This window comes from Streptomyces sp. NPDC006372 (assembly GCF_040612515.1).
GTDB lineage: Bacteria > Actinomycetota > Actinomycetes > Streptomycetales > Streptomycetaceae > Streptomyces.
Map to the genome: position 1 here is coordinate 90,149 of NZ_JBEXQJ010000014.1, position 25,193 is coordinate 115,341.

19 protein-coding genes are annotated in these 25,193 nt (G+C 72.0%); 11 read left to right on the top strand and 8 right to left on the bottom strand.

Going from position 1 to position 25,193, the window contains the following annotated elements; genetic code table 11:
- The first annotated feature begins 7 nt into the window (after positions 1 to 7).
- Positions 8 to 190 carry a DUF6191 domain-containing protein gene (locus ABZ016_RS21655; RefSeq protein ID WP_356918274.1) on the top strand — a complete coding sequence of 61 codons (183 nt, stop codon included), beginning with the start codon at positions 8 to 10 and terminating at the stop codon, positions 188 to 190.
- A 6-nt stretch (positions 191 to 196) separates the two neighbouring features.
- On the opposite strand, the gene ABZ016_RS21660 is transcribed toward ABZ016_RS21655, so the two are convergent.
- On the bottom strand, positions 197 to 1,366 hold the full coding sequence (locus ABZ016_RS21660) for a PQQ-dependent sugar dehydrogenase (RefSeq protein WP_356918275.1): 1,170 nt from the start codon (positions 1,364 to 1,366) through the stop codon (positions 197 to 199).
- A 148-nt stretch (positions 1,367 to 1,514) separates the two neighbouring features.
- Positions 1,515 to 2,513: an aldo/keto reductase gene (locus ABZ016_RS21665; RefSeq protein ID WP_356918276.1), complete on the bottom strand. Its 999-nt coding sequence runs from the start codon at positions 2,511 to 2,513 to the stop codon at positions 1,515 to 1,517.
- A gap of 78 nt (positions 2,514 to 2,591) precedes the next feature.
- Between ABZ016_RS21665 and ABZ016_RS21670 the strand changes: the two genes are divergently transcribed.
- The 6 genes from ABZ016_RS21670 to serA all read left to right on the top strand — a co-directional run bounded on the left by ABZ016_RS21670 (position 2,592) and on the right by serA (position 12,761).
- Positions 2,592 to 3,542, top strand: coding sequence for a 2-hydroxyacid dehydrogenase (locus tag ABZ016_RS21670; protein ID WP_356918277.1), 951 nt, complete (start codon positions 2,592 to 2,594; stop codon positions 3,540 to 3,542).
- Between the two features lie 424 nt (positions 3,543 to 3,966).
- A complete protein-coding gene (locus ABZ016_RS21675; protein WP_356918278.1) occupies positions 3,967 to 6,981 on the top strand; it encodes an EAL domain-containing protein in 3,015 nt (1,004 codons plus the stop codon).
- Positions 6,982 to 7,211: 230 nt separating this feature from the next.
- Positions 7,212 to 9,056 (top strand): acetolactate synthase large subunit, encoded by a 1,845-nt coding sequence (locus ABZ016_RS21680; protein ID WP_356918279.1) that lies wholly within the window; start codon positions 7,212 to 7,214, stop codon positions 9,054 to 9,056.
- Positions 9,057 to 9,092: 36 nt separating this feature from the next.
- Entirely contained in the window at positions 9,093 to 9,617 is a 525-nt protein-coding gene (gene ilvN / locus ABZ016_RS21685) for an acetolactate synthase small subunit (protein ID WP_010048631.1), read from the top strand.
- A gap of 121 nt (positions 9,618 to 9,738) precedes the next feature.
- Entirely contained in the window at positions 9,739 to 10,737 is a 999-nt protein-coding gene (gene ilvC, locus ABZ016_RS21690) for a ketol-acid reductoisomerase (protein ID WP_356918280.1), read from the top strand.
- Positions 10,738 to 11,171: 434 nt separating this feature from the next.
- Entirely contained in the window at positions 11,172 to 12,761 is a 1,590-nt protein-coding gene (gene serA, locus ABZ016_RS21695; RefSeq protein WP_356918281.1) for a phosphoglycerate dehydrogenase, read from the top strand.
- Positions 12,762 to 12,849: 88 nt separating this feature from the next.
- Here the strand turns inward: serA and ABZ016_RS21700 are convergent, their stop codons facing one another.
- Positions 12,850 to 14,382 (bottom strand): MFS transporter, encoded by a 1,533-nt coding sequence (locus ABZ016_RS21700; protein WP_356918282.1) that lies wholly within the window; start codon positions 14,380 to 14,382, stop codon positions 12,850 to 12,852.
- An 86-nt stretch (positions 14,383 to 14,468) separates the two neighbouring features.
- On the opposite strand from ABZ016_RS21700, the gene ABZ016_RS21705 reads away from it, so the two are divergent.
- Complete coding sequence (locus ABZ016_RS21705) at positions 14,469 to 15,053, top strand: TetR/AcrR family transcriptional regulator (RefSeq protein WP_356918283.1); 585 nt, start codon at positions 14,469 to 14,471, stop codon at positions 15,051 to 15,053.
- Here ABZ016_RS21705 and ABZ016_RS21710 read toward each other — a convergent pair.
- From ABZ016_RS21710 to ABZ016_RS21730, 5 genes are all read right to left on the bottom strand, one after another.
- Complete coding sequence (locus ABZ016_RS21710) at positions 15,040 to 15,726, bottom strand: dipeptide/oligopeptide/nickel ABC transporter ATP-binding protein (protein ID WP_356918284.1); 687 nt, start codon at positions 15,724 to 15,726, stop codon at positions 15,040 to 15,042. The two genes, ABZ016_RS21705 and ABZ016_RS21710, sit on opposite strands and share 14 nt — an antisense overlap.
- Positions 15,723 to 16,688 (bottom strand): ABC transporter ATP-binding protein, encoded by a 966-nt coding sequence (locus tag ABZ016_RS21715; RefSeq protein ID WP_356918285.1) that lies wholly within the window; start codon positions 16,686 to 16,688, stop codon positions 15,723 to 15,725. The genes ABZ016_RS21710 and ABZ016_RS21715 overlap by 4 nt, the downstream gene beginning before the upstream one ends.
- Positions 16,681 to 18,432 (bottom strand): ABC transporter permease subunit, encoded by a 1,752-nt coding sequence (locus ABZ016_RS21720; protein ID WP_356918286.1) that lies wholly within the window; start codon positions 18,430 to 18,432, stop codon positions 16,681 to 16,683. The genes ABZ016_RS21715 and ABZ016_RS21720 overlap by 8 nt, the downstream gene beginning before the upstream one ends.
- A 5-nt stretch (positions 18,433 to 18,437) precedes the next feature.
- Complete coding sequence (locus ABZ016_RS21725; protein ID WP_356918287.1) at positions 18,438 to 19,934, bottom strand: ABC transporter substrate-binding protein; 1,497 nt, start codon at positions 19,932 to 19,934, stop codon at positions 18,438 to 18,440.
- A 110-nt stretch (positions 19,935 to 20,044) separates the two neighbouring features.
- Positions 20,045 to 21,400, bottom strand: coding sequence for a helix-turn-helix domain-containing protein (locus tag ABZ016_RS21730; RefSeq protein WP_356918288.1), 1,356 nt, complete (start codon positions 21,398 to 21,400; stop codon positions 20,045 to 20,047).
- A gap of 190 nt (positions 21,401 to 21,590) precedes the next feature.
- On the opposite strand from ABZ016_RS21730, the gene ABZ016_RS21735 reads away from it, so the two are divergent.
- The 3 genes from ABZ016_RS21735 to ABZ016_RS21745 all read left to right on the top strand — a co-directional run bounded on the left by ABZ016_RS21735 (position 21,591) and on the right by ABZ016_RS21745 (position 25,160).
- Positions 21,591 to 22,517, top strand: coding sequence for a proline dehydrogenase family protein (locus tag ABZ016_RS21735; RefSeq protein ID WP_356918289.1), 927 nt, complete (start codon positions 21,591 to 21,593; stop codon positions 22,515 to 22,517).
- A gap of 71 nt (positions 22,518 to 22,588) precedes the next feature.
- Positions 22,589 to 24,220 carry an L-glutamate gamma-semialdehyde dehydrogenase gene (gene pruA, locus ABZ016_RS21740; RefSeq protein WP_356918290.1) on the top strand — a complete coding sequence of 544 codons (1,632 nt, stop codon included), beginning with the start codon at positions 22,589 to 22,591 and terminating at the stop codon, positions 24,218 to 24,220.
- A 73-nt stretch (positions 24,221 to 24,293) separates the two neighbouring features.
- Positions 24,294 to 25,160 carry an alpha/beta hydrolase gene (locus ABZ016_RS21745; protein WP_356918291.1) on the top strand — a complete coding sequence of 289 codons (867 nt, stop codon included), beginning with the start codon at positions 24,294 to 24,296 and terminating at the stop codon, positions 25,158 to 25,160.
- Positions 25,161 to 25,193 lie beyond the last annotated feature (33 nt).

The following is a 25,193-nucleotide window of genomic DNA, read 5'->3' on the forward strand; positions in this document are numbered from 1 at the left end:
AGGATCCGTGTTCAACGTTTTCGAGGAACTCTTCTCGCCCGGCCGCAAACACACCCGCGACGAGCAGAACCGCCTGGAACTGACCCGCGAGGACGTCGGCGACGGCGATCCCGGACGCGGCCCGATAGATCTGGCGTCCGGGAAGGTCGTCGTACGCCCGCCGCAGGAGTCCGACCGGAACGAGAACTGAGAGGGGTCACGTCACCCGCAGCTCCAGGATCCGGTCGTCCCCGTCCTTCGGACTGCCCCGGCCGTCCGTGTTGCTGGTCACCAGCCACAGCCGGTCGCCGCCCGCCGAAACCACCGTGCGCAGCCGGCCGTACTCGCCCTCCAGGAAGGCCTGGGGGTCGGCCGAGGCCTCGGTGCCGTTCAGCGGGATGCGCCACAGCCGTTTGCCGCGCAGGCCCGCCATCCAGATCGAACCCTCGGCGTGGGCGATGCCGCTGGGGGAGGCCTCGGCCGTCGTCCACTGCTCGACCGGGTTCTGGAACTGCTTGTCGTCGGACCTGCCCTCGGCCTCCGGCCAGCCGTAGTTGTCACCCGGCTTGATCGCGTTGAGCTCGTCCCAGGTGTCCTGGCCGAACTCCGAGGCGAACAGCCGCTGCTTGCCGTCCCAGGCGAGGCCCTGCACATTGCGGTGGCCGTACGAGTAGACCGGCGAGTCGGGGAACGGATTGCCCGGCGCCGGCTCGCCCTCCGGGGTCAGCCGCAGGATCTTGCCGCCCAACGAGTCCTTGTCCTGGGACAGGCCCGTGTCACCGCTCTCGCCCGTGCCGACGTACAGCATCTTGTCCGGGCCGAAGGCGATCCGGCCGCCGTTGTGGATGAAGCCCTTGGGGATGCCCTTGAAGAGGGTGTCGGGAGCGCCGAGCTGCTCACCGGCGGGCTTCTTCTCGTCGTACAGCATGCGGACGACGCGGTTGTCGGAGGCCGAGGAGAAGTACGCGTAGACCATGCGGTCCGAGGCGAAGCCGGGGGACAGGGCGATGCCGAGCAGGCCGCCCTCGCCGGCGGCCGAGACCCCCGGCACCTCGCCCAGCTCGGTCTTCTTCCCGGTCTTCTCGTCGACCCGGAGGATCGTCCCGTCGTCCCGGGAGGAGACGAGCAGACCACCGCCCGGCACGGGCGCGAGTCCCCAGGGCGAGTCCAGACCCTCGGCGACGGTGCGCACCACCTTCACCGAGCCCTTGGCGGGAGGTGTCTCCTCGGCGGCCTGCCCCGGCGTGGACGACCGCGACGCCGAACGGCTCGGGGAGACGCCCTCGTCACCGCCGGACGTCCCTCCGCCGTCGGAGGAGCAGCCGGCCGTCAGCAGGAGCGCGGCTGCGGCCAACACGGCCGGCACGGCTCGACGTTGCACGATCATGGTCCCTTCGACGCGACGGGGTTCTCCCTGTCATACCCCTGACGCGCCTCCCGAGTTCCCGATCACCGAACCCGAACCCGCGGACGCGGCACCCTGCACGGGTTTGCCCCGAACACTCCCCGCCGGCCAAGCGCCCGCCGGCTCCGGGTCAGTCCCACGACCCCTGGGCGGGCGGCAGGTGCGCCACCTCCCGCAGATCCTCGGCCGTCAGCCGCAGCCGTGTCGCTCCCGTGTTCTCCGTGACCCAGCGCTCCTGCTTCGTGCCCGGGACCGGGACCACGTGGCGGCCCTGCGCGAGGACCCAGGCGAGGGCGACCTGGGCGGGGGTGACATGGGGGCCGTGACGGCGGGCCACCCGGCGCAGGCCGGCCACGATCGGCTGGTTCGCGGCCATCATCTCGCCCGTGAAGCGGGGGTGCCGGGCCCGGACGTCGTCCACCTCGAACCCCGCGCCGGGCCGCAGCCTGCCGGTCAGGAAGGCGTTGCCGAGCGGCATCGCGGCCAGGAAGCCTATGCCTCGCGTGTCGCACCACGGCAGCAGTGTCTCCAGGGCCTCCGGCGACCACACCGACAGCTCCGCCTGCACCGCGCTCACGGGGAAGACCTGCTGCACCCGCTCCAGCTGCCGGATCGTCGCGTCGTGCACCCGGGCCCCGGAGCGCCGGCCGGCCCGCGCGCCCACCGCGCACACGCCCAGCGCCCTCACCTTTCCGGCCCGGACGAGCTCCGCCATCGCGCCCCACGTCTCCTCGACGGGGACTTCCGGGTCGGCCCGGTGCAGCTGGTAGAGATCTATGACGTCCGTCTGGAGCCGGCGCAGCGACGCGTCGCAGGCCCTCCTGACGTACCCGGGGCGGCCGTTGGCGACGATGTGCTGGTCGCCCACGAGCAGACCGACCTTCGTCGACACGAACGCGTCGGACCGCCGTTCCTTCAACGCCCGCCCCACCAGCAGTTCGTTGGTGAACGGGCCGTACATGTCGGCCGTGTCCAACAGGGACGCCCCCAGGTCCAGGGCCCGGTGCACCGCCCTGAGCGACTCGTCGCCACGCCGCAGCGACGCGCTGTACGCCCAGCTCATCGGCATGCACCCCAGTCCGACGGCCCCCACCGCGAGTGCCGCCGCGCCGATCGTCCTGCGCTCCACCTGGTCGTGACCCTCCCTGTTCCGGCCACCCTCAACCTAACCTCTGCTGTGGCGCGCTCCTGACATAGCCTCCAGAGCATGACTGCTGACGTGTGGCTGCCCATCCCGCCGGACGAGATCGAGGGACTCCCCGAGGGCCCCGCCTACCGCTTCTGGAACGGCCAGGAGGAGTTCCCCGCGGACCCGGCCGACTGCGCCTTCTACGTCGTCCCCTACATGAAGCCCAGCCCGCTGTGCGTACGGCCCATGGCGGAGATGAGCCATGTGCAGGTCGTGCAGACCCTGTCCGCCGGGATCGACCACGTCGAACCGGGGATCAGGCACCTGCCCCCGGGCGTGCGGCTGTGCAACGCGCGGGGGGTGCACGAGGCCAGCACCGCGGAGCTCACCCTCACGCTGATCCTTGCCTCACTGCGCGGCGTCCCCGACTTCGCCCGGGCGCAGGAGCGGGGGGAGTGGCTCGCCGGGTTCCGGCCCGCGCTCGCCGACAAGAACGTCCTCATCGTCGGGTACGGATCGATCGGCGCGGCCATCGAGGACCGGCTCGTTCCGTTCGAGGTGGCGCGGGTGGCGCGCGTTGCGCGCTCTGAGCGCACCACGGCGCGCGGGCCGGTGCACCCGCTCACCCAACTTCCCGCGCTGCTCCCGGAAGCGGACGTCGTCATCCTGTCCACCCCGCTCAGCGAGACCACCCGCGGCCTGGCGGGAGCCGACTTCCTGGCCCGGATGAAGGACGGTGCGCTGCTGGTCAACGTCGCCCGCGGTCCCGTCGTCGACACCAAGGCCCTGCTCGCCGAGCTGGAGACCGGGCGCATCACGGCCGCCCTGGACGTCACCGATCCCGAGCCCCTGCCGCGCGAACACCCGCTGTGGCGTGCGCCGGGGGTACTCATCAGCCCCCACGTGGGCGGTCCCACCTCCGCGTTCTTTCCGCGCGCCGAGCGGCTCCTGGTGGACCAGTTGAACCGTTATGTGAACCGGGAGCCGCTCCGCAACGTGATCCTGACGACGGGTGCACCAACCGACTGATCCGACCTTGGGTACCGTCCGCAATCCTTCGGGCGCGGTGGGTACTCATATATCTATTGATCGTCACGGAGAGTAGAGAACCTATGTCCCTGAGTGACGAGACTGGTGTATCGTCCCGACAGGGGCAGCGCCGCGGACCGTTCGGCGCCGGGGACGGACACTTCGGACTGTGAGGGGGGCGACAGGCGATGCACGGCCTATGGACGAGCGATCCGACGGGGCGGGGCTGCCGGCGGCGACCCGGGCGGACGGCCGCACACAGAAGCGGCCATCACGCCGATCACGCCGGCCACCACACCCGCCGCAGTGACCATGACACGGACCACGGCCATCACCACCGCAGGCCCGGCAGCCGCAGAAGGCATGCCCAGCCGGCGCACCGGCGCCTGCGGGACCCGGGAGCGGCAGGGACCGGGAGGGCCCGGTGAGCGCGCCCCCGACCACACCCACGCTCGACGGGGCGCCGCGGGCGCAGTCCCCGTCGCCGGAGGCGCTGCCGCCCCTCACGCCGGTCCCCGGCCGCCGGCCGGCCCTGGCCCTGCAACTCGTCCTCGCCCTGGTCTGCGCGGGATACGCCGTCGGTTCCGCGTTCGGCTGGGGTTCGTACGAAGTGGCCCTGATCATGGGTGACTTCGGGCTGAGTGCCGCGGCGGCCACCGCCGCCGTGTCGTGCTTCCTCTGCGCCCGGAACCGCCACACCCGCTTTCGACCCGCCTGGCTGCTCTTCGGCCTCTCCTCGGCGATGGCGTCCCTGGGCAACCTGGTCTGGGGGTGGTACGAGGTCGTTCTGGGGGTGCCCGTGCCCAGTCCCAGCTACGCCGACCTGTTCTTCCTGTGCTTCGCGCCACCCGCGATCGTCGGGCTGCTCGTGTTCGCCAAGCGGCCCGTGACCAAGGCCGGCTGGGTCTGCCTCGGGCTGGACGCCTGGCTGATCGGCGGTTCGCTGCTCACCCTGGCGTGGAGCCTCGCCCTCGCCCAGGCCGCGAAGTCGGAGGGCCCCGGCGTGGCGCACACCGCGCTGTCGCTGGCGTACCCGCTGCTCGACATCGCGCTGGTCAGCATGGTGCTCGCACTGCACTTCCGGCGCTCCGCCGTGAACCGCTCGGCGGTCAACACCGCGATCGGGGCGCTCGCGCTGACCGTGATGTGCGACGCCCTGTTCACCTCGCCGCTGATGCACCACGACTACCGCTCCGGGCAGCTGCTCGACGCGGGCTGGTTCGCCGGCTCACTGCTCCTGGCGTACGCCCCGTGGGCCGCGTCCCGCACGCCCGACGCCGACCGGCACGGCCCGGACCGGCAGACGGCGGGACACACCCGCGTGGTGCACGAGCACCTGCCCGGGCAGCGCAGCGGCCCGCACCACCCTCCGTCCCCGCCCGCGGGCGACCACAGCAGGTACCCGGCGGCCCGGCCCATCGCCGGCTCCCTCGCCGCCCTCACGCCCTACCTCGCGGCGGCCGTGTGCACCCTGGGCATCCTCTACAACGTCCTCAACGGCCGCAGCGTCGACCGCGTCGTCCTGCTCACCGGGGGCACGGTGGTGCTCGCGCTCGTCGTGCGCCAGGGCATCATGCTGCTCGACAACATCACCCTCACCCAGGAACTGGCCCAGAAGGAGAACCACTTCCGCTCCCTGGTGCAGGGCTCCAGCGACGTCATCATGATCGCCGCACCCAGCGGTGTCCTGAGGTACGTCTCCCCGGCCGCCGCCGGAGTGTACGGCCGCCCGGCGGAGGAGCTGGTGGGCACGGAACTGGCCCATCTCATCCACCCGCAGGACCTCGGCTGCGTCGTGCACGAGGTGCGGCGCTTCCTCGCCGCCGACCCGGTCGAGGAACCCACCACCCGCATCGAGTGCCGCTTCCGGTCGGGGGACGAGGGCTGGCTGAACGTCGAGTCGACCGTCAACCGCCATCACGGCGGCCTCATCTTCAACAGCAGAGACGTGACCGAGCGAGTACGGCTGCAGGCCCAGCTGCAGCACAACGCCGAGCACGACCCGCTCACGGACCTGCCCAACCGCGCCCTGTTCACCAAACGCGTCCAGCACGCGCTGTCGGGCCGCCGCGCCTCCGACCGGGGCGTGGCCCTGCGGAACACAGCCGTGCTCTTCATCGACCTCGACGGCTTCAAGGCCGTCAACGACACCATCGGGCACCAGGCCGGGGACGAACTGCTCGTGCAGGCCGCCCGCAGACTCCACGATTCGGTCCGGCAGGGCGACACCGCCTCCCGGCTGGGCGGCGACGAGTTCGCCGCCCTGATCGTCGGGGACAACACCCGCGACCGGGAGGCCCGGCAGCGGCACATCCTGGAGCTCGCCGACCGCCTCAGGACGACGCTGTCCCAGCCGTACCTCATCGACGGCAACGACGTCCGGGTCAACGCCTCCATCGGCGTGGCCTTCGCGGAACAGGGCCTCGGCGCCGGCGAACTGCTGCGCAACGCCGACCTGGCCATGTACCGCGCCAAGGCCGGCGGCAAGGGGCGCGTCGAGCTGTACAAGCCCCAGATGCAGCAGGACGTCGTACGCAAGGCGGAGCTGGCCACGCGCCTGCGGGCCGCACTGCACGACGGGGAGTTCGCCCTGCTGCATCAGCCGGTGGTGTGCTTGGCGGACGGCCGGATCACCTCGGTCTCCGCGCAGGCGCGCTGGCGCTCCTCCCAGGGGGTGCTCTTCACCCCCGCGGAGTTCCTGCGCGTGGCGGAGGACAGCGACAAGACCGCCGAGCTGGGGCGCTGGATGATCGAGGAGGCCGTCGAGCAGGCCGCCGAGCGGCACGCGAGCGGGCTGTCCGTGCCGGTCGTGGTCCGGATGAGCGCCCGCCGTCTGCTGGACCGCTCGATGCCGCTGGGCACCATCGAGGCGCTGCTCACGCGGCACGGCCTGCCGTCCGGGTCGCTGATCGTCGAGCTGTCCGACACCGACCCGCGGGTCTCGCTGGACGAGCTGGAGCGGCGTCTGGGCGCCCTGCGGCGGGTCGGGATCCGGATCGCGCTCGACGGGTTCGGCAGCGGCTACGGCGCGATCACGACCCTCAGGCGGCTCCCCGTCGACGTGCTGAAGCTCGACCGCGGCCTGGTCGAGGGCGTCGTCGAGTCCGCCCGGCTGTACAAGATCACCAGTGGGCTGCTGCGCATCGCGAACGACCTCGGGCTGAAGTCCGTGGCCGACGGGGTGGACCTGCCCGAGCAGGTCGTCGCCCTGCGTGCGATGGGCTGCACCCACGGGCAGGGCATGGCGTTCTCCGGGCCGCTCGACGAGTACCGGCTGCGCCGGGCGCTCACGTCCGGCCACTATCCGGTGCCGAACGGGGCGGCCGAGCCGGTGTTCGCGGGCGGGTCCCCGCGGGTGTACAGCTCGGGCGTGTCGGCCGTCATCGGAGGCGGTACGGTCCTTCGCTCACATAATGAGACTCCCGTCCCACCCACTTGACAGTGAGTGTGTGCCGGGGGGAGGGTCTGTGCCATGCGCACCCGAATTCTCGTACTTGGAAAGCGCGTCGGCTGACGCTGAGCCTCGACCGCTCAGCGACTCCACCCGGCGCGCTCCCCTCGCTTGCCTTATGGCACGAGGGGTTTTTTGTTGCACAGGCGCCCCTTGTGCAGCAGCAGAAAACCGTACACACCTCGCAAAAACCCTCAGCATCTGAGAAGAGAATGCCGATGACCGAGCAGGCCACCGGGGCCCACCACCCGCAGCCCCGGCCCCGATCCGGAGGACACTCCGCCCCCGAGCAGGTGACGGGCGCGCAGTCCCTCATCCGCTCTCTCGAGGAGGTCGGCGCCGACACGGTATTCGGCATTCCCGGCGGTGCGATCCTCCCGGCCTACGACCCGCTGATGGACTCCACCAGGGTGCGCCACGTCCTGGTCCGGCACGAGCAGGGCGCCGGTCACGCCGCCACCGGCTACGCGCAGGCCACCGGCAAGGTCGGCGTCTGCATGGCCACCTCCGGCCCCGGCGCCACCAACCTGGTCACTCCGATCGCCGACGCGCACATGGACTCCGTGCCGCTCGTCGCGATCACCGGCCAGGTCGCCTCCAAGGCGATCGGCACGGACGCCTTCCAGGAGGCGGACATCGTCGGCATCACCATGCCGATCACCAAGCACAACTTCCTCGTCACCAAGGCCGAGGACATCCCTCGGATCATCGCCCAGGCGTTCCACATCGCCTCCACCGGCCGCCCCGGCCCGGTCCTGGTCGACATCGCCAAGGACGCCCTCCAGGCGAAGACCACCTTCTCCTGGCCGCCGGCCATGGACCTGCCCGGCTACCGCCCGGTGACCAAGCCGCACGCCAAGCAGATCCGCGAGGCCGCCAAGCTGATCACCCAGGCCCGCCGGCCCGTGCTCTACGTCGGCGGCGGCGTGCTCAAGGCCAAGGCCACCGCCGAGCTGAAGGTCCTCGCCGAGCTGACCGGCGCGCCCGTCACCACCACCCTGATGGCCCTCGGCGCGTTCCCCGACGACCACCCGCAGCACCTGGGCATGCCCGGCATGCACGGCTCGGTCGCCGCCGTCACCGCACTGCAGAAGGCCGACCTGATCGTCGCCCTCGGCGCCCGCTTCGACGACCGGGTCACCGGCAAGCTGGACAGCTTCGCCCCGTACGCCAAGATCGTCCACGCGGACATCGACCCGGCCGAGATCGGCAAGAACCGCGCGGCCGACGTGCCGATCGTCGGCGACGCCCGCGAGGTCATCGCCGACCTGATCCAGGCCGTCCAGAAGGAGCACAGCGAGGGCCACCAGGGCGACTACAGCGCCTGGTGGAAGGACCTCAGCCGCTGGCGCGAGACCTACCCGCTCGGCTACGACCAGCCCGACGACGGCTCGCTCTCCCCGCAGCAGGTCATCGAGCGCATCGGGCAGCTCGCCCCCGAGGGCACGATCTTCGCGGCGGGCGTCGGCCAGCACCAGATGTGGGCCGCCCACTTCATCGAGTACGACAAGCCGGGCACCTGGCTGAACTCCGGCGGCGCCGGAACCATGGGCTACGCCGTCCCGGCCGCCATGGGCGCCAAGGCCGGAGCCCCGGACAAGGCCGTCTGGGCCATCGACGGCGACGGCTGCTTCCAGATGACCAACCAGGAGCTCACCACCTGCGCCCTGAACAACATCCCGATCAAGGTCGCCGTCATCAACAACGGCGCCCTCGGGATGGTCCGCCAGTGGCAGACCCTCTTCTACAACCAGCGGTACTCCAACACCGTCCTGCACTCCGGCCCGGAGGACGTCAACCCGGAGGCCCGCGGCACCCGCGTCCCCGACTTCGTGAAGCTGTCGGAGGCCATGGGCTGCTACGCCATCCGCTGCGAGGACCCGGCCGACCTCGACAAGGTCATCGAAGAGGCGAACTCCATCAACGACCGCCCGGTCGTCGTCGACTTCATCGTCCACGAGGACGCGATGGTCTGGCCGATGGTCGCCGCCGGCACCTCCAACGACGAGATCATGGCCGCCCGGGACGTCCGCCCCGACTTCGGCGACAACGAAGACGACTGAGAGCCACCCAGGACTTTCAAGCAGAGGAAGCAGACCATGTCCAAGCACACGCTCTCCGTCCTGGTGGAGAACACCCCCGGCATCCTCGCCCGGATCGCCGCCCTGTTCTCCCGCCGCGGCTTCAACATCGACTCGCTCGCGGTCGGCGTCACCGAGCACCCCGACATCTCCCGCATCACCATCGTCGTCGGCGTGGAGGACCTGCCGCTGGAGCAGGTCACCAAGCAGCTCAACAAGCTCGTCAACGTGCTGAAGATCGTCGAGCTGGAGCCGTCGCAGGCGGTGCAGCGCGAACTCGTCCTGGTGAAGGTGCGCGCCGACAACGAGACGCGCTCCCAGATCGTCGAGATCGTCCAGCTGTTCCGCGCCAAGACCGTCGACGTCTCCCCGGAGGCCGTCACCATCGAGGCCACCGGATCCGGCGAGAAGCTGTCCGCGATGCTCAAGATGCTGGAGCCGTACGGCATCAAGGAGCTCGTCCAGTCCGGCACGATCGCGATCGGCCGCGGCGCCCGTTCCATCACGGACCGGTCGCTGCGCGCCCTGGACCGGTCGGCCTAAGACCTGAAACGGGCGGTCGGCGCGCCGTCGGCCGCCCGTATTGCGAGACCCACAGACTTCCCTTCCGCCCCCCGTCATACGGTGGGACGCAACACCTGCACTCCCGAGGAGAGAACCCAAAGTGGCCGAGCTGTTCTACGACGCCGACGCCGACCTGTCCATCATCCAGGGCCGCAAGGTCGCGGTCATCGGGTACGGCAGCCAGGGCCACGCCCACGCGCTGTCGCTCCGTGACTCGGGTGTCGACGTCCGCGTCGGTCTGCACGAGGGCTCCAAGTCCAAGGCCAAGGCCGAGGAGCAGGGTCTGCGCGTGGTGAGCCCGTCGGAGGCCGCCGCCGAGGCCGACGTCATCATGATCCTCGTCCCGGACCCGATCCAGGCCCAGGTCTACGAGGAGCACATCGCCCCGAACCTGAACGACGGCGACGCGCTGTTCTTCGGCCACGGCCTGAACATCCGCTACGGCTTCATCAAGCCCCCGGCCGGCGTGGACGTCTGCATGGTCGCCCCGAAGGGCCCGGGCCACCTGGTGCGCCGCCAGTACGAGGAGGGCCGTGGCGTTCCCTGCATCGCCGCCGTCGAGCAGGACGCCTCCGGCAACGCCTTCGCGCTGGCCCTGTCCTACGCCAAGGGCATCGGCGGCACCCGCGCCGGCGTCATCAAGACGACCTTCACCGAGGAGACCGAGACCGACCTGTTCGGTGAGCAGGCCGTCCTCTGCGGTGGTACGGCCGCGCTGGTGAAGGCCGGTTTCGAGACGCTGACCGAGGCCGGCTACCAGCCGGAGATCGCGTACTTCGAGTGCCTGCACGAGCTGAAGCTGATCGTCGACCTCATGTACGAGGGCGGCCTGGAGAAGATGCGCTGGTCGATCTCCGAGACCGCCGAGTGGGGCGACTACGTCACCGGCCCGCGCATCATCACGGACGCCACCAAGGCCGAGATGAAGAAGGTCCTCGCCGAGATCCAGGACGGCACCTTCGCGCAGCAGTGGATGGACGAGTACCACGGCGGCCTGAAGAAGTACAACGAGTACAAGAAGCAGGACTCCGAGCACCTGCTCGAGACCACCGGCAAGGAGCTGCGCAAGCTCATGAGCTGGGTCGACGAAGACGCGTAAAGCCGAGCGCCCGAGGGCCGGAGCACCCCGCTCCGGCCCTCTCGGTGAACCCGGGGTAACGTCGGTGGTACGGCGTTGTCCATCCCGTCCGGCCACGGACGGGTGATCCTTCCGCAGCGGCACAGGACGACGCCCCCGGCGCCACTAGACTGCTGCACTACATACGCGTCAGGCCCACAGCGTCGTGCGTCTTCCACGCGGCCATGCGACACCGGAGAAGTGCAGGCACGCCCCCGCGCCGCCCGGCACGCACTCTCGCCGCACCGGCCGAAGGCCCAAAAGTAGCTCCGCTACGAGGACCTCCGGCCGGCACGCCGAGAGCACGCACCGACCGACGCAGAAGCGCACCCGCACTTCACCGGCGCCGCTCCACCCCTCCACCGCCTGCGGCCGTCGGGACGGCCGTCCGCAGCACTGGACTTGTGAGGACTCACGTGAGCTCGAAACCCGTCGTACTCATCGCTGAAGAGCTGTCGCCCGCCACCGTCGACGCGCTTGGCCCGGACTTCGAGATCCGGCAGTGCAACGGCGCGGACCGGGCCGAGCTGCTCCCGGCCATCGCCGACGTGGACGCGATCCTGATCCGTTCGGCCACCAAGGTCGACGCCGAGGCGATCGCCGCCGCGCGCAAGCTCAAGGTCGTCGCGCGAGCCGGCGTCGGCCTGGACAACGTGGACGTCTCCGCCGCCACCAAGGCCGGCGTGATGGTCGTCAACGCCCCCACCTCGAACATCGTGACCGCCGCCGAGCTCGCCTGCGGTCTGCTCCTCGCCACCGCCCGCAACATCCCGCAGGCGAACGCCGCGCTGAAGAACGGCGAGTGGAAGCGCAGCAAGTACACGGGTGTGGAGCTCGCCGAGAAGACCCTCGGTGTCGTCGGCCTCGGCCGCATCGGCGCGCTGGTCGCGCAGCGCATGTCCGCCTTCGGCATGAAGGTCGTCGCCTACGACCCCTACGTGCAGCCCGCCCGCGCCGCGCAGATGGGCGTCAAGGTGGTGTCGCTCGACGAACTGCTCGAGGTGTCCGACTTCATCACCGTCCACCTCCCCAAGACCCCCGAGACCCTGGGCCTGATCGGCGACGAGGCGCTGCGCAAGGTCAAGCCGAGCGTGCGCATCGTCAACGCCGCGCGCGGCGGGATCGTCGACGAGGAGGCGCTGTACTCCGCCCTCAAGGAGGGCCGGGTCGCCGGCGCCGGCCTCGACGTGTACGCCAAGGAGCCGTGCACGGACTCGCCGCTGTTCGAGTTCGACCAGGTGGTCTCCACCCCGCACCTCGGTGCCTCCACGGACGAGGCGCAGGAGAAGGCCGGTATCGCCGTCGCCCGCTCGGTGCGCCTCGCCCTCGCCGGTGAGCTCGTGCCGGACGCGGTGAACGTGCAGGGCGGAGTCATCGCCGAGGACGTCAAGCCGGGCCTGCCCCTCGCCGAGCGCCTGGGCCGGATCTTCACCGCGCTCGCCGGTGAGGTCGCGGTCCGCCTCGACGTCGAGGTGTACGGCGAGATCACCCAGCACGACGTGAAGGTGCTGGAGCTCTCCGCCCTCAAGGGTGTCTTCGAGGACGTCGTCGACGAGACGGTGTCCTACGTCAACGCCCCGCTGTTCGCCCAGGAGCGCGGTGTCGAGGTGCGGCTGACCACCAGCTCGGAGGCGACCGAGCACCGCAACGTCGTCACCGTGCGCGGCACCCTCGCCGACGGCGAGGAGGTGTCGGTCTCCGGCACGCTGGCCGGCCCGAAGCACCTGCAGAAGATCGTCGCCGTCGGCGAGTACGACGTGGACCTCGCGCTCGCCGACCACATGGTGGTCCTGCGGTACGAGGACCGTCCGGGTGTCGTGGGCACGGTGGGCCGCATCCTGGGCGAGGCGGGCATCAACATCGCCGGCATGCAGGTGTCGCGGGCCGTGGCCGGTGGCGAGGCGCTGGCCGTGCTGACCGTCGACGACACGGTGACCTCCGGGGTGCTGGCCGAGGTGGCGGCGGAGATCGGGGCGACCTCGTCCCGTTCCGTGAACCTGGCCTGAGCCGTCCCGGGGCTCCGCCCCGGACTTCGAACGCCGGGCGGGCTGATTCGATCAGCCCGCCCGGCGTTTCGCTGTGCTGTGGGTCCGCTCAGACGGTCGCCTTCCGCGGCTCCGGCGGTGCGGGCTCCCGTACCTGGCTGCGCCGCAGGGTCACCGCCGCTGCCGCCGCCCCGGCCAGCAGCACCGCGCCGGTGATCGCCGCCGCGTGCATCCCACTGGTGAAGGCCTCGCGCGCCGCCGTCGCCAGGGCGTCTCCCGCGCGCCCCGGGAGCCGGCCGGCCACGGCGAGGGCGCCGCCCAGTGTCTCGCGGGCCGGAGCGGGCGCCGCGGCGGGGATCTCGTGACGGTAGACGGCCGTACCGATGGAGCCGAGGAAGGCCATGCCCAGCGCGCCGCCGAACTCCGTGCCCGTCTCCAGCAGGGACGAGGCCGCGCCCGCCTTCTCCACCGGGGCGGCGCTCAGCGCCAGGTCGGCCACCTGGGACATGACGGCGACGATGCCGCAGGCCAGGACGGCGCACGCGGCCAGCAGCAGCCAGAGGGAGTCCGTGCCGGCCAGGGTCAGCATCACGTAGCCGCTCGCGGCGACCGCGAAGCCGCCGCCGACGACGTGGGCGCGGGGAACGCCGCGCTGCACGAGCTGTGCGCCGACCGGGGCCGCGAGTCCGATGGGCACCGACGGCAGCAGGCTCCACAGCGCCGCCTCCAGCGGGCTCTTGTCCAGCACCGACTGGATGTACTGGGTCGTGAAGTACGCCGAGCCCATCATGCCGAAGGCGGCGACGAGGTTGAGGACGACGGCCGGGCTGAAACCGCGGACCCGGAACAGTTCCGGCGAGATCAGCGGGGACACGGCCGTGCGCTGACGGTGGACGAACAGCGCGGCGAAGAGCAGCCCGACCGTCACCGACATCACGTGCCGCACGTTCCAGCCCTCCGACGCGAGCTCCTTCAGGCCGTAGATCACCGGGAGCACCGCCGCCATCGACAGGGGAACGCTCAGCCGGTCGAAGCGGCCGGGGTGAGGGTCGCGCGACTCGGGCAGCAGGACGGGGCCCAGGACCAGGAGCAGCAGCATCGCGGGCAGGTTGACCAGGAAGACCGAGCCCCACCAGAAGTGCTCGACGAGCACCCCGCTCATCACCGAGCCGAGGGCGATGCCGCCCGTCATCACGCCCGACCACACGCCGATCGCCTTGGTGCGCTGCGCGGGGTCGGTGAACATCGTGCGCACCAGTGCCATCGTCGACGGCATCAGGGTCGCGCCGCCGATGCCGAGGACGGCGCGGGCGGCGATCAGGGTCTCGGCGCTGTTCGCGTAGGCGGCCACCAGGGAGGCCGCGCCGAAGGCGGCCGCGCCGGCCAGCAGGAGCTTGCGGCGGCCGATGCGGTCGCCCAGCGAGCCCATCGTCATCAGCAGGCCGGCCAGCACGAAGCCGTAGATGTCGAAGATCCACAGCTGCTGGCCGGCACTCGGCTCCAGGTCGGCGCTGATCGCGGGGATCGCGAAGTAGAGGACGGAGACGTCCATCGAAACCAGCAGCAGCGGAAGCATCAGCACGCCGAGGGCCGTCCATTCGCGGCGCCCGGCGCGGGCGGGAGAGTGCGGTTCTGTCGTCATGGGCAGGACTGTACGGGCGTCTTAAACGCTTGTCTAGTACGCTTGTATAAGACGTCCGTCTGGATCTCGGGATAGGGTGAACTGCCATGGGACACCGTGAGGATCTGCTCGAGGGCACCAAGCGCTGCCTGCTGGCGAAGGGGTTCGTGCGCACGACGGCGCGCGACATCGTCAAGGAGTCGGGGACCAACCTGGCGTCGATCGGCTACCACTACGGCTCGAAGGACGCGTTGCTGGCGGAGGCGTACCTGTCGCTGGTCGGTGAACTCTCCGAGGCCTTCGAGGGAGAGGAGCCCGGGGCGAGCACGGCTGAGCCCGGCTCGCTGGAGCGGTTCCAGGAGGTGTGGTCCAACATCATCGGGACCATGCGGGGGCCCGGTTCGATGTGGCGCCTCAGCATGGAGATCGTGGCCATGGGCGACCAACTGCCCGTGGTGCGCGACCACCTGGCGCGGCAACAGCGGGACGCCGAGCGTGCCCTGGTCGCGCTCTTCACGGGGGTCCGTGAAGAGGACGTCCAGGACAAGACCCTGGACACGCTCGGCAGGTTCTACACGACGCTGATGACGGGGCTCATCGCCCAGTGGAACTTCGACCCCGAGCGTGCGCCCGACGCCGGCACGCTCACCGAAGGACTGCGCCAGGTGATCGAGGCCGCTACCCCGAAGTGACGCGGAGGCGTCCCTCGCGCATCTCGATCGCCCGGTCCGCGAAGTGCCGTACGACCGCCCGGTCGTGGCAGATGAACAGGTAGCCGAGGCCCAGGTCGTCCTGGAGGTCGGCGAGCAGGTTCAGCACGCCCGCGCGCACCGACGGGTCCAGTGACGACACCGGCTCGTCCAGGACCAGCAGGCGCGGTGCGCAGGCCAGGGCGCGGGCGATGCCGGCGCGCTGGCACTGGCCGCCGGAGAGTTCGTGCGGGCGGCGGTCGCCGTACCCGGGGTCGAGACCGACCCGGTCGAGGAGCCCGGCGACCCGGGCCGGTCCGTCGACGGGGTGCCAGCGGCCCTGGACCTTCAGCGGTTCGGCGATCGCGTCGCGGATGCGGTGGCGGGGACTCAGCGAGCCGTACGGGTCCTGGAAGACGGGCTGGATGCGGGGCCGGAGCGGACGCAGCTCACGTTCGGTGAGGGAGGTCAGCTCCCGCCCCTCGAAGCGGACTTCACCGCTGTACGGGCGGCGCAGCTGGAGCACTGCCAGGGCTGTGGAGGACTTGCCGCAGCCGGACGGGCCGTTCAGGGCCAGGGTCTCGCCGGCGGCCAGGGAGAAGGAGACGCCGTCCACGGCGGTGACCCGGCCGTAGCGGACGACCAGGTCGCGGACGTCGAGCAGGGGTTCACTCATGCGGGTCGGCGCTCCTGGAGGAACAGGTCGGCGGCCGGGTGGGGGAGGTCCTCCCAGCGGTGGCAGGCGACCAGGCGTCCGGCCGCCTGCCGGGGCTCCGGCTCGGCCGTGTGGCAGGGGCCCGACGCGAGCGGGCAGCGCGGGGCGAAGGCGCAGCCCGGCGGGAGCGTGCCCGGGGCGGGCGGGGTTCCGCGCAGGGCCGGGAGGCGGCGGCCCGGCGAGGCGTTCTGCGGGAGGGACGCCAGCAGGCCGGCCGTGTAGGGGGCCCGGGGGCGGTCCAGCACCTTCGCCGCCGGGCCGAGTTCGGTGAGGCGCCCGGCGTACATGACCAGGACGCGGTCCGCGTGCCCGCGTACGACGTCCATGTCGTGCGTGACCAGGACGAGCGCGGTGCCGGCCGACTCCCGCCGCTCGGCGAGCAGCCGCAGCACCTGGTCGCGGTGGTCCTCGTCGAGGGCGGTGGTGGGCTCGTCGGCGACCACGACGTCCGGTTCGTTGACGGTGGCCATGGCGATCACCGCGCGCTGCCGCATCCCGCCGGAGTACTCGTGCGGATACGCCCGCGCCCTGCGGGCGGCGTCCGGGATGCCCACACGGTCCAGGGCCGCGACCGCCCGGGCCCGGGCCTTTGTGCGGGAGACCTTGGCCACCGACCGCACGGCGGCGGCGAGTTGGTCGCCCACCGGATGCACGGGGGACAGGGCCGACAGCGCGTCCTGCGGGACGAGCGAGATACGGCGGCCGCGCCCGCCCGAGAGGTCCGGGCTGACCGTCCCGCTCGTGCTCGCGTCGCGCGGCAGCATCCCGAGGAGCGCGCGGGCCGTCAGGGACTTGCCCGCACCCGACTCCCCGACGATCGCCAGCACTTCCCGCGGGCGGACGTCGAAGGACAGGCCGCGCACGGCCTCGACGCCGTCGAAGGCGATCCGCAGTTCGCGCACGGACAGCAGTGCCTCAGACACCGACGGTGGCCTCCTTCGCGATCTCGGCCGGAGCCGGGGTGAGCCGCCGCAGCCTCCGGCCCTGGGTGAGCGCCGCGCCCGACACCGCGAGTCCGGCCAGCAGGGCCAGTGCGGCCGCGGGGGCGAGGGCCGCCCAGGGGGCGCGTTCCACGTAGGCCCGGGACTCCTCCAGCAACAGACCCCACTCGGGGGCGGGCGGCTGGGCGCCCAGGCCCAGGAAACCCAGCGAGGCCAGGGCCAGGGCGATGCCCGGCAGGCGCAGCAGGGCGTGCCGGGCGACCGGGGCGGCGACGGACGGCAGGACGTGCCGGGTCAGGATCCAGAACGGACCCGCCCCGATGGCCCGTTGGGCGGTCAGGAACGCCGACGCCCGTACCTCCTGCACGAGCGCCGCCGCGTGTGCGGACAGGGCCGGCCAGGAGATCAGCGCGACGGCGAGGGCCGCCCCGCCGGTGCCGGGTCCGACGGCAGCCGCGACCAGGATGCCGACGATCACCGGCGGCAGCGCGTTGGCGATGTCGGCCGCGCCCGAGGCGATGGCCGGCAGGAAGCCCAGCACGAGCGCGATCAGCAGGCCCAGCAGGCAGACGGCCACCGCCGTGCCGACCGTCGAGGCGGCACCGTGCCCGAGCCGGGCCAGCACATCACGGCCGAGGCCGTCGGTGCCCAGCGGATGCGCCCAGGAGGGCGGGGCGAGCCGGACCGTGGTGTCCACGGTGTACGGGTCGCGCAGCAGGCCCCAGCCGATGGTCAGCAGCAGGACGGCGGCCAGTACGGCCGGGACGGCCGGGTGGGCGCGGACCGGGCGGGCCGGGGGCAGCGTCAGCCCGGCGTCGCGCAGGGCCGGCCCCAGCAGCCGCCGCCGTACGACCGCCGCGAGCGCGCCCGCGACCAGGCCGAGCAGCAGCAGCGCCAGCACCGAGCCCTGGAGCAGCGGCAGATCCTGCGACCTGGCCGCGCCGAGGGCCGTGCGGCCGATGCCGGGCACCGCGAACACCGTCTCCACGGCCACCGCCCCGCCGGTCAGACCGACCGCGACCATCCCGAACTGCGGGACCAGCGGCGGCAGGACGCGCCGCAGCGCTGCCCCGGCGACCCGGCCCCGGCTCACCCCGGCGCCCCGCCACAGCTCCACCCAGCGCTCGTCGAGCACGGCGGGCAGCGCGTCCGCGACCAGCCGCCCGAGCAGCCCGCCCGCCGGGACGCCGAGGGCGACCGCGGGCAGCACCAGGTACGCGGCGCTCTGCCAGCCCGACGTCGGCAGCCACCCCAGCCACACCCCGAACACCAGCAGCACGACGGTGGCCAGCAGGAACTCCGGTACGGCCGCGAGCATCGCGGCGAACGCCCCGGCCGAGCCGCGCCCGCGCATCAGCACCGGTGCCACCAGCGCGGCGGCCAGCAGCACGGCGACGCCCAGTGCCGCGCCCATCAGGGCCAGCGACACCTGGAGCCCGGCGGCCACGGACGGCAGGACGTCATGGCCCGACACCCACGACGTGCCGAACTCCCCGCGCAGCAGGTTCCCGGCCCATCGCCCCAGCAGGGACAGGGGACCGGCGTCCAGACCGAGGTCCGCGCGGATCGCGGCCAGCGCCTCCGGGGTCGCCTCCCGCTCGGCCGACCGGGCGCGCAGCACGGTGAGCGCCGGGTCGCGGTGGGAGAGCCAGGGCAGCAGCCCGACGACGGCCAGGACGGCGAGGAGGCCGGCGCAGCGGGTCAGCCCGGCCGCCTTCTTCGTCACGGACCTCACCTGACGTACGTGTCCGCCGTGACGAGCTCACGCTCGCGCGGGTCGTGCGCGGCGCCCACGACTCCGGCGGCGTCGCCCTGGATCACTCGCTCATGGAGCATCGGGACGGCCGCGTCCCGGGCCAGAACGGCGGCCTCGGCCTTCACGACCGCTTTGCGGCGGGCGTCGCCGACCGGGGTGTCGGCGGCCTTCTTCAGCGCCTTGTCGATCTCCGGGTCGGAGAGGTGCGAGAGGTTGAAGGTGCCGTCGGAGGCGAAGTCGCTGTACAGACAGGCGGCCGGGTCCCCCGAGTCCAGGACGGTGGCCCGGGAGAGGACGAACGCGTCGAAGCGGCCGGCGAGCGCGTCGGACTCGATGTTCGCGTACTCACGCACGTCCAGCTTCACCCTGAACCCGGCCTTCTGGAGCTGCTGTTGCAGCGCGGCGGCGACCTCGGGCAGCTCGGAGCGGTCGGTGTACGTGCCGATGGTGACGGTCCTGCCGGCCGGATCACCGGCCTCGGTGTGCTCGACGGGCGTGCGCAGCCCGGTGGCCCAGGGCAGGGCGGGCCCGAGCAGCCCCTCGGCGACGTCGGCGCGGCCCTCGTACACGCCCCGCACGATCGACTCGGCGTCGACGGCCTCGCGGGCGGCGGCGCGCAGCGCCGGGTCCTTGAAGGCGCCCTTCTCCGTGTTGAGGTAGAGGGTGTTGGTCCGCGGCATCGGGACCTCGGTGACCAGGTCCTGGTCGAGGACGGCGGCCTGGGAGACGGGGATCGCCTCGACGATGTCGGCCTCGCCGCTGCGCAGCGCCGCGGCGCGGGCGGTGCCGTCCGGGACGAACTTGACGTCGATGCCGGGGGACTTGGCCTTCCCTCCCCAGTAGCCGTCGTAACGGTCGAGGGTGGCGGAGGAGGTGCCGTCGACCCTCGTGAGCTCGAAGGGGCCGGTGCCGGCGCCGACGGGGTCGACCGTCTTCCCCCGGTACGCCTTCGCCGCCAGGATCGCCAGCTGCGGGGAGCTCAGCCGTTGCGGGACCAGGGGATCCTCGGTGGCGGTGGTGACGGTGACCCGGTCGCCGTCGGCCTTCGCGGTGAGGTGGACGCCGTCGAGGATGCGGGGCTTGGGGGAGGCGGTGGCGGCCCTGGTGAGGGAGTCGGCGACGGTCTCGGGGGTGAGCCTCGTGCCGTCGTGGAAGGTGACGCCGGCGCGGAGGGTGAAGGTCCAGCTCCTGCCGGACCGCTTCCACGCGGTGGCCAGCGCGGGTTGCGCGTCACCCTCCCGGTCCAGCTCGACCAGGGTCTCGGCGGTCGACCAGCGCGACAGCTTGAACGCGTCGTCGGAGAGCGGGGAGAGGCCGGAGCGGGGTGGCTGGAGCATGGCGACGCGTAGGCGTTTCCCGCCGGGCCCGGCGGCGTCCGTGGTCTGCTCCGCGCCGGTGAAACAGCCGGTGAGCAGGGCGGAGGCGGCGGTGAGGGCGGTGGCGGGGAGCAGGCGGCGAGCGGGCAGGCGCACGGGGCCCTCCGGGCAAAGGGATGGTCAAGGGATGCGCAGACCGTAGCACTGATAATCGTTTTCAACAATTGCGTTCGGGTCGCACCATGGACCACATGTCCGGGTGGTCCTCAGAGGCGGTGTGCCTTCAGGGCCATGTGCAGCAGCAGGCGGTCCTCGCCGTCGTCCAGGTCGAGGCCGGTGAGCTTCTCGATCCGGGAGAGGCGGTAGTACAGGGTCTGACGGTGGATGCCCAGCTCGGCGGCGGCGCGGGCGGCCTGGCCCGCGCAGTCGAGGTAGACCTCGGCGGTACGGGCGAGCTCGTGGTGCACGGGGAAGAGCAGGGCGTGCACGGCGGGGTCGCGGGCCACGTCCGGCGGCAGCGCGGTGAGCAGCCGGAACGGGCCGATCGCCGTCCACCGGGCGACGGGCCCCAGCCGGGACTCCGCGAGGGCCGCCCGGGCCGCCGCCGACGCCTCCCACCAGGCGGCGCCCAGGTCGGCGAGGCCGGAGCGGGGAGTGGCGACACCCGCGGACGGCCCGCGCGAGGGGCCGTACCCAGTGGCTCCCGCCGGTCCGCGCAAAGCGTTGCGCGGGGCGGCGCCGCCCGGTTCGCCGGCCGTTCCCCCCGGGTCGCGGGAGGCCGCTGCGCCCGACGTGCCGGAGGAGGTACCGCCCGCCCGGCCGGTGGCCGGTCCGCCCGCGCCGTCGGTGGCCGGTCCGCCTCCCCCGCGCGCCCGTTCCAGCAACCGTCCCGCCGCCGTCGTCGCCGGGGTCAGGACATCCGTCGAACGCAAGCGGATCAGCACCGCCACGCACTGGTCCGCCGTTCCCCACGGCAATGTGCACAGCGCCGTCGCCCCCGGTACGGCCCGGCCCGACGGCGCGTCGTCGGGGTCCGCCGACGGCCAGGGGGCGACGCACACCACCGTGTGCGGGCCGTCGGCGCGGGTGCCGAGGGCGGTGCGCAGTTCCGCTATGGCCATGTCCCGCTGCCAGTCGCGCTCGGCGGTGAGCACCGCCCGCAGTTCGCGGCTGAGGTCGGCACCGTGCTGCGCCTCGTCCGCGAGCAGGGCGCCGATGCGGGCCGTGACCCCCATGGCGGCGGACAGCCGGCGTTCGCTCGGCCCCGGATCGTCGTCCAGGAGCCAGACGTAGCCGTGGACCACACCCCGGTGGCGGACGGGCAGGCAGATACGCCCCCGGTACACCCCGGCCTCCGGCGTCGGCGGGATCCGCACCGGGCCGGTCGCGCGGGTGATGCCGAACCCCTCGAACCACGCCCGGACGGCGGCCGTCGAGCGGCGGGTGAGGATCGAGCGGGTGCGCACCGGGTCCAGGGCCGACGGATCGAGGTCGCCCTCACTGTCGTAGGCGCCGAAGGCGATCAGCTCGAAGTCCCGGTTCTCCAGCGTCGCGGGCGCCCCGAGCAGCTCCGAGATCTCGTCGACCAGTTCCTCGTAGTCCCCCCGGTGTTCCGACGTCATGCGGGCATTGTCGCGCACCCGAGGCGCCCCTTCATACATCTGTCTGAGATCTGCGGCACGGATGCGTGACAGCTGTCGATGGCCGACGATCGAAGGGATCCTTAGGTTTCACGGTGGTTCTCCGCGCCGTACCCCAGGTGTCATCCGCCCGGTGTCCGGCCATCCGTTGGTTGTGCTCTGGAGGTGCCCCGTGCTGGGTCCCGTGATTCTCGCCGCGTCTCGCAGCGACCGGATGCGACGTCTGATCTCGGCGGCCCCGGTGACCAAGCAGGTCGTCGACCGCTTCATCCCGGGCGAGGGCGTCGACGACATCGTCCCCGTCGTCCGGAGCCTCGCCGAGCGGGGTCTTGAGCTGACGATGGACGTCGTCGGCGAGGACATCACCAACCCGGCGCAGGCCGCCGCCGCCCGGGACGCCTATCTGGAGCTGATCGACCGCCTGAAGCCGCTCGAGCTCGGCACCCGCGCCGAGATGTCGGTGAAGCTGTCGATGTTCGGCCAGGCCCTGGCCGGAGGCCACGAACTGGCCCTCGCCAACGTCCGCCCGGTCGTCGAGGCCGCCGCCGAGATCGGCACGACGGTCACCCTGGACGCCGAGGACCACACCACCCTGGACTCGATGTTCGCCATCCACGAGGAACTGCGGAAGGACTTCCCGCAGACCGGCTGCGTCATCCAGGCGTACCTCTTCCGCACCGAGGCCGACGCCCGCCGCCTCGCCGCGAACGGCAGCCGGGTCCGGCTGGTCAAGGGCGCGTACAAGGAGCCCGCCTCCGTCGCGTACCTGGACAAACACGAGATCGACCGGGCATACGTCCGCATCCTCCGGACGTTGATGCAGGGGGAGGGGTACCCGATGATCGGGTCCCACGACCCGCGACTGATCGCCATCGGCCAGGAACTCGCCCACCAGGCCGGGCGCAAGCTCGACGAGTACGAGTTCCAGATGCTCTACGGCATCCGCGGCGAGGAGCAGTCCCGCCTCGCCGCCGAAGGCCACCGCATGCGCGTCTACACCGCGTACGGCACCGACTGGTACGGCTACTTCATGAGGCGCCTCGCGGAGAAGCCGGCCAACCTGCGCTTCTTCGCCCGCTCGATGCTCACCCAGGGCTGACAGCCCTCAAGGGCCGAGAGCCCGGCAAGGGCCGAGACCGAAACACCGCTCAGTAAGGAGTTACGGAAAACATGGACGCTGTGACCCAGGTCCCCACCCCCGTCAACGAGCCGGTGCACGGCTACGCCCCCGGCTCGCCCGAGCGTGCCCGGCTGGAGGCCAGGCTGAAGGAGCTGGCCGACAACCCCGTCGACCTGCCCTGCACCATCGGCGGCGAGAAGCGGATGGGCGGCGGCGAGGCCTTCCAGGTCGTCCAGCCGCACAACCACCAGGCCGTGCTCGGTACGTACCGCAACGCCACGCAAGCGGACGCCCAGGACGCCATCGACGCGGCCCTCGCCGCCGCCCCCGCCTGGCGTGCCCTGTCCTTCGACGACCGCGCGGCGATCATCCTGCGCGCCGCCGAGCTGCTGTCCGGCCCCTGGCGCGAGACGCTCGCCGCCTCCACCATGCTCGGCCAGTCCAAGACCGCCCAGCAGGCCGAGATCGACACGCCCTGCGAGTTGATCGACTTCTGGCGCTTCAACGTCTCCTACGCCCGCAACCTCCTGGCCGAGCAGCCCCCGGCCAACTCCCCGGGCGTGTGGAACCGGCTGGACCACCGCCCGCTCGAGGGCTTCGTCTACGCGGTCACGCCCTTCAACTTCACCGCCATCGCGGGCAACCTGCCGACGGCCCCCGCCCTGATGGGCAACGTCGTCGTCTGGAAGCCGTCCCCGACGCAGACCCACGCCGCCGTGCTGCTGATGCAGCTGCTGGAGGAGGCCGGTCTGCCCAAGGGCGTCATCAACCTCGTCACCGGTGACGGCATCGAGGTCTCCAAGGTCGCCCTGGAGCACCGCGACCTCGCCGGCATCCACTTCACCGGTTCGACCAAGACCTTCCAGTACCTGTGGAAGACGGTCGGCAACAACATCGAGAAGTACCGCACCTACCCGCGCCTCGTCGGCGAGACCGGCGGCAAGGACTTCCTCGTCGCCCACCCGTCGGCCGACCCGGCGATCCTGAAGACGGCGTTCACCCGGGGTGCCTTCGAGTTCCAGGGCCAGAAGTGCAGCGCCACCTCCCGGGCGTACATCCCCGCCTCGATCTGGAACTCCGGTTTCAAGGAGGAGCTCGCCGCCGAGGTCGACGGCATCAAGATGGGCGACGTCACCGACCTGTCGAACTTCATCGGCGCCGTCATCGACGAGCGTGCCTTCGCCAAGAACAAGGCCGCCATCGACCGCGCCAAGGAGGACGCCACCTGCACGATCGTCGCGGGCGGCACCTACGACGACTCCGTGGGCTACTTCGTCCGCCCGACCGTCATCGAGTGCACCGACCCGGAGAACGAGGTCTTCCGCACCGAGTACTTCGGCCCGATCATCGCCGTGCACGTCTACGAGGACGACAAGTACGACGAGATGCTGACCCAGATGGAGTCGGTCTCCGACTACGCCCTGACCGGCTCGGTCATCGCGAACGACCGCGCGGCGGCCGCCTACACCGCGGACAAGCTCCGCTACGCGGCCGGCAACTTCTACATCAACGACAAGTCGACCGGCGCCGTCGTCGGCCAGCAGCCCTTCGGCGGCGGCCGCGCCTCCGGCACCAACGACAAGGCCGGCGCCCCGCAGAACCTGATGCGCTGGACCCTGACCCGCGCCATCAAGGAGACGCTGGTCCCGCCGACCGACTACACGTACCCGCACATGGGCTGACACCCCGGGTGAACCGTCGGGCCAGGTCGAAAAGACCTGGCCCGTCGCTATGTCCGCCGGAAACACTGGCTCCATGACGAACACGGAGACCGTGACCGCCGACGACGGCGTACGGCTGTGGGCGCGGCGGTCGGGCCGGGGTGCCACGCCCCTGGTGCTGTGCCACGGCGGGCCCGGACTGTGGGACATGTTCGAGGACGTCGCCGGACTGCTCGGCGACGTGGCCACGGTGATCCGCTGGGACCAGCGCGGCTGCGGGCGCTCACAGCCCTGTGACGGGCCGTGGACCGTGGACCGCTTCGTGGCCGATCTCGACGCCGTACGCCGGCACTTCGGCCTGGACCGGATGGCGCTGCTCGGTCACTCCTGGGGCGCGCAACTGGGGCTGCACTACACACTGACGCACCCGGACCGGGTCGGCACGCTGGCCTATGTCAGCGGAACGGGCATCGGCCCGGACACCGGCTGGCACGGCGCGTACCAGGAGAACCAGCGGGCCCGGCTCGGGGAGCGGCCCGGACGTCTGGCCCGCTGGCGGGAGCTGACGGACACGCCGGGGCGCGACGAGGCCCAGGAGCGGGAATGGGCGGTCCTGCACTGGTCGGCCGAGTTCCCGGACACCGGCCGGGCGACGGAGCACGCCGAGCGGATGGCCGAGCCCTGGTTCGGGATCAACTCCGCGTGCAACAAGCAGCTGAACGCCGAGGCGAGGAGCGTCTGCGGCACCCCCGGCCTGTACGCCGCCTGCGCGGCCCTGGACGTGCCCGTGCTCATCGTCGACGGGGCCGAGGACATCCGGCCGCGCTCGGCGGTGGACTCGCTGGAGCGGGCCCTGCCGCACGTGACGCGAGTGACGTTCCCGGACGCCGGTCACCTGCCGTGGGTGGAGGATCCGCGGGGCTTCCGGGAGGCTGTCGCGGCGAGCCTCGGGTCCGGATAACCGGTCGAGAGCCACCCGGTCCGTTCGCATACT

Bases quoted from the DNA above. Each gene is read 5' to 3' on its own strand.
- ABZ016_RS21660 (WP_356918275.1), bottom strand. From the start codon at position 1,366: ATGATCGTGCAACGTCGAGCCGTGCCGGCCGTGTTGGCCGCAGCCGCG.
- ABZ016_RS21670 (WP_356918277.1), top strand. From the start codon at position 2,592: ATGACTGCTGACGTGTGGCTGCCCATCCCGCCGGACGAGATCGAGGGA.
- ABZ016_RS21680 (WP_356918279.1), top strand. From the start codon at position 7,212: ATGACCGAGCAGGCCACCGGGGCCCACCACCCGCAGCCCCGGCCCCGA.
- ilvN (WP_010048631.1), top strand. From the start codon at position 9,093: ATGTCCAAGCACACGCTCTCCGTCCTGGTGGAGAACACCCCCGGCATC.
- ABZ016_RS21700 (WP_356918282.1), bottom strand. From the start codon at position 14,382: ATGACGACAGAACCGCACTCTCCCGCCCGCGCCGGGCGCCGCGAATGG.
- ABZ016_RS21705 (WP_356918283.1), top strand. From the start codon at position 14,469: ATGGGACACCGTGAGGATCTGCTCGAGGGCACCAAGCGCTGCCTGCTG.
- ABZ016_RS21710 (WP_356918284.1), bottom strand. From the start codon at position 15,726: ATGAGTGAACCCCTGCTCGACGTCCGCGACCTGGTCGTCCGCTACGGC.
- ABZ016_RS21730 (WP_356918288.1), bottom strand. From the start codon at position 21,400: ATGACGTCGGAACACCGGGGGGACTACGAGGAACTGGTCGACGAGATC.
- pruA (WP_356918290.1), top strand. From the start codon at position 22,589: ATGGACGCTGTGACCCAGGTCCCCACCCCCGTCAACGAGCCGGTGCAC.
- ABZ016_RS21745 (WP_356918291.1), top strand. From the start codon at position 24,294: ATGACGAACACGGAGACCGTGACCGCCGACGACGGCGTACGGCTGTGG.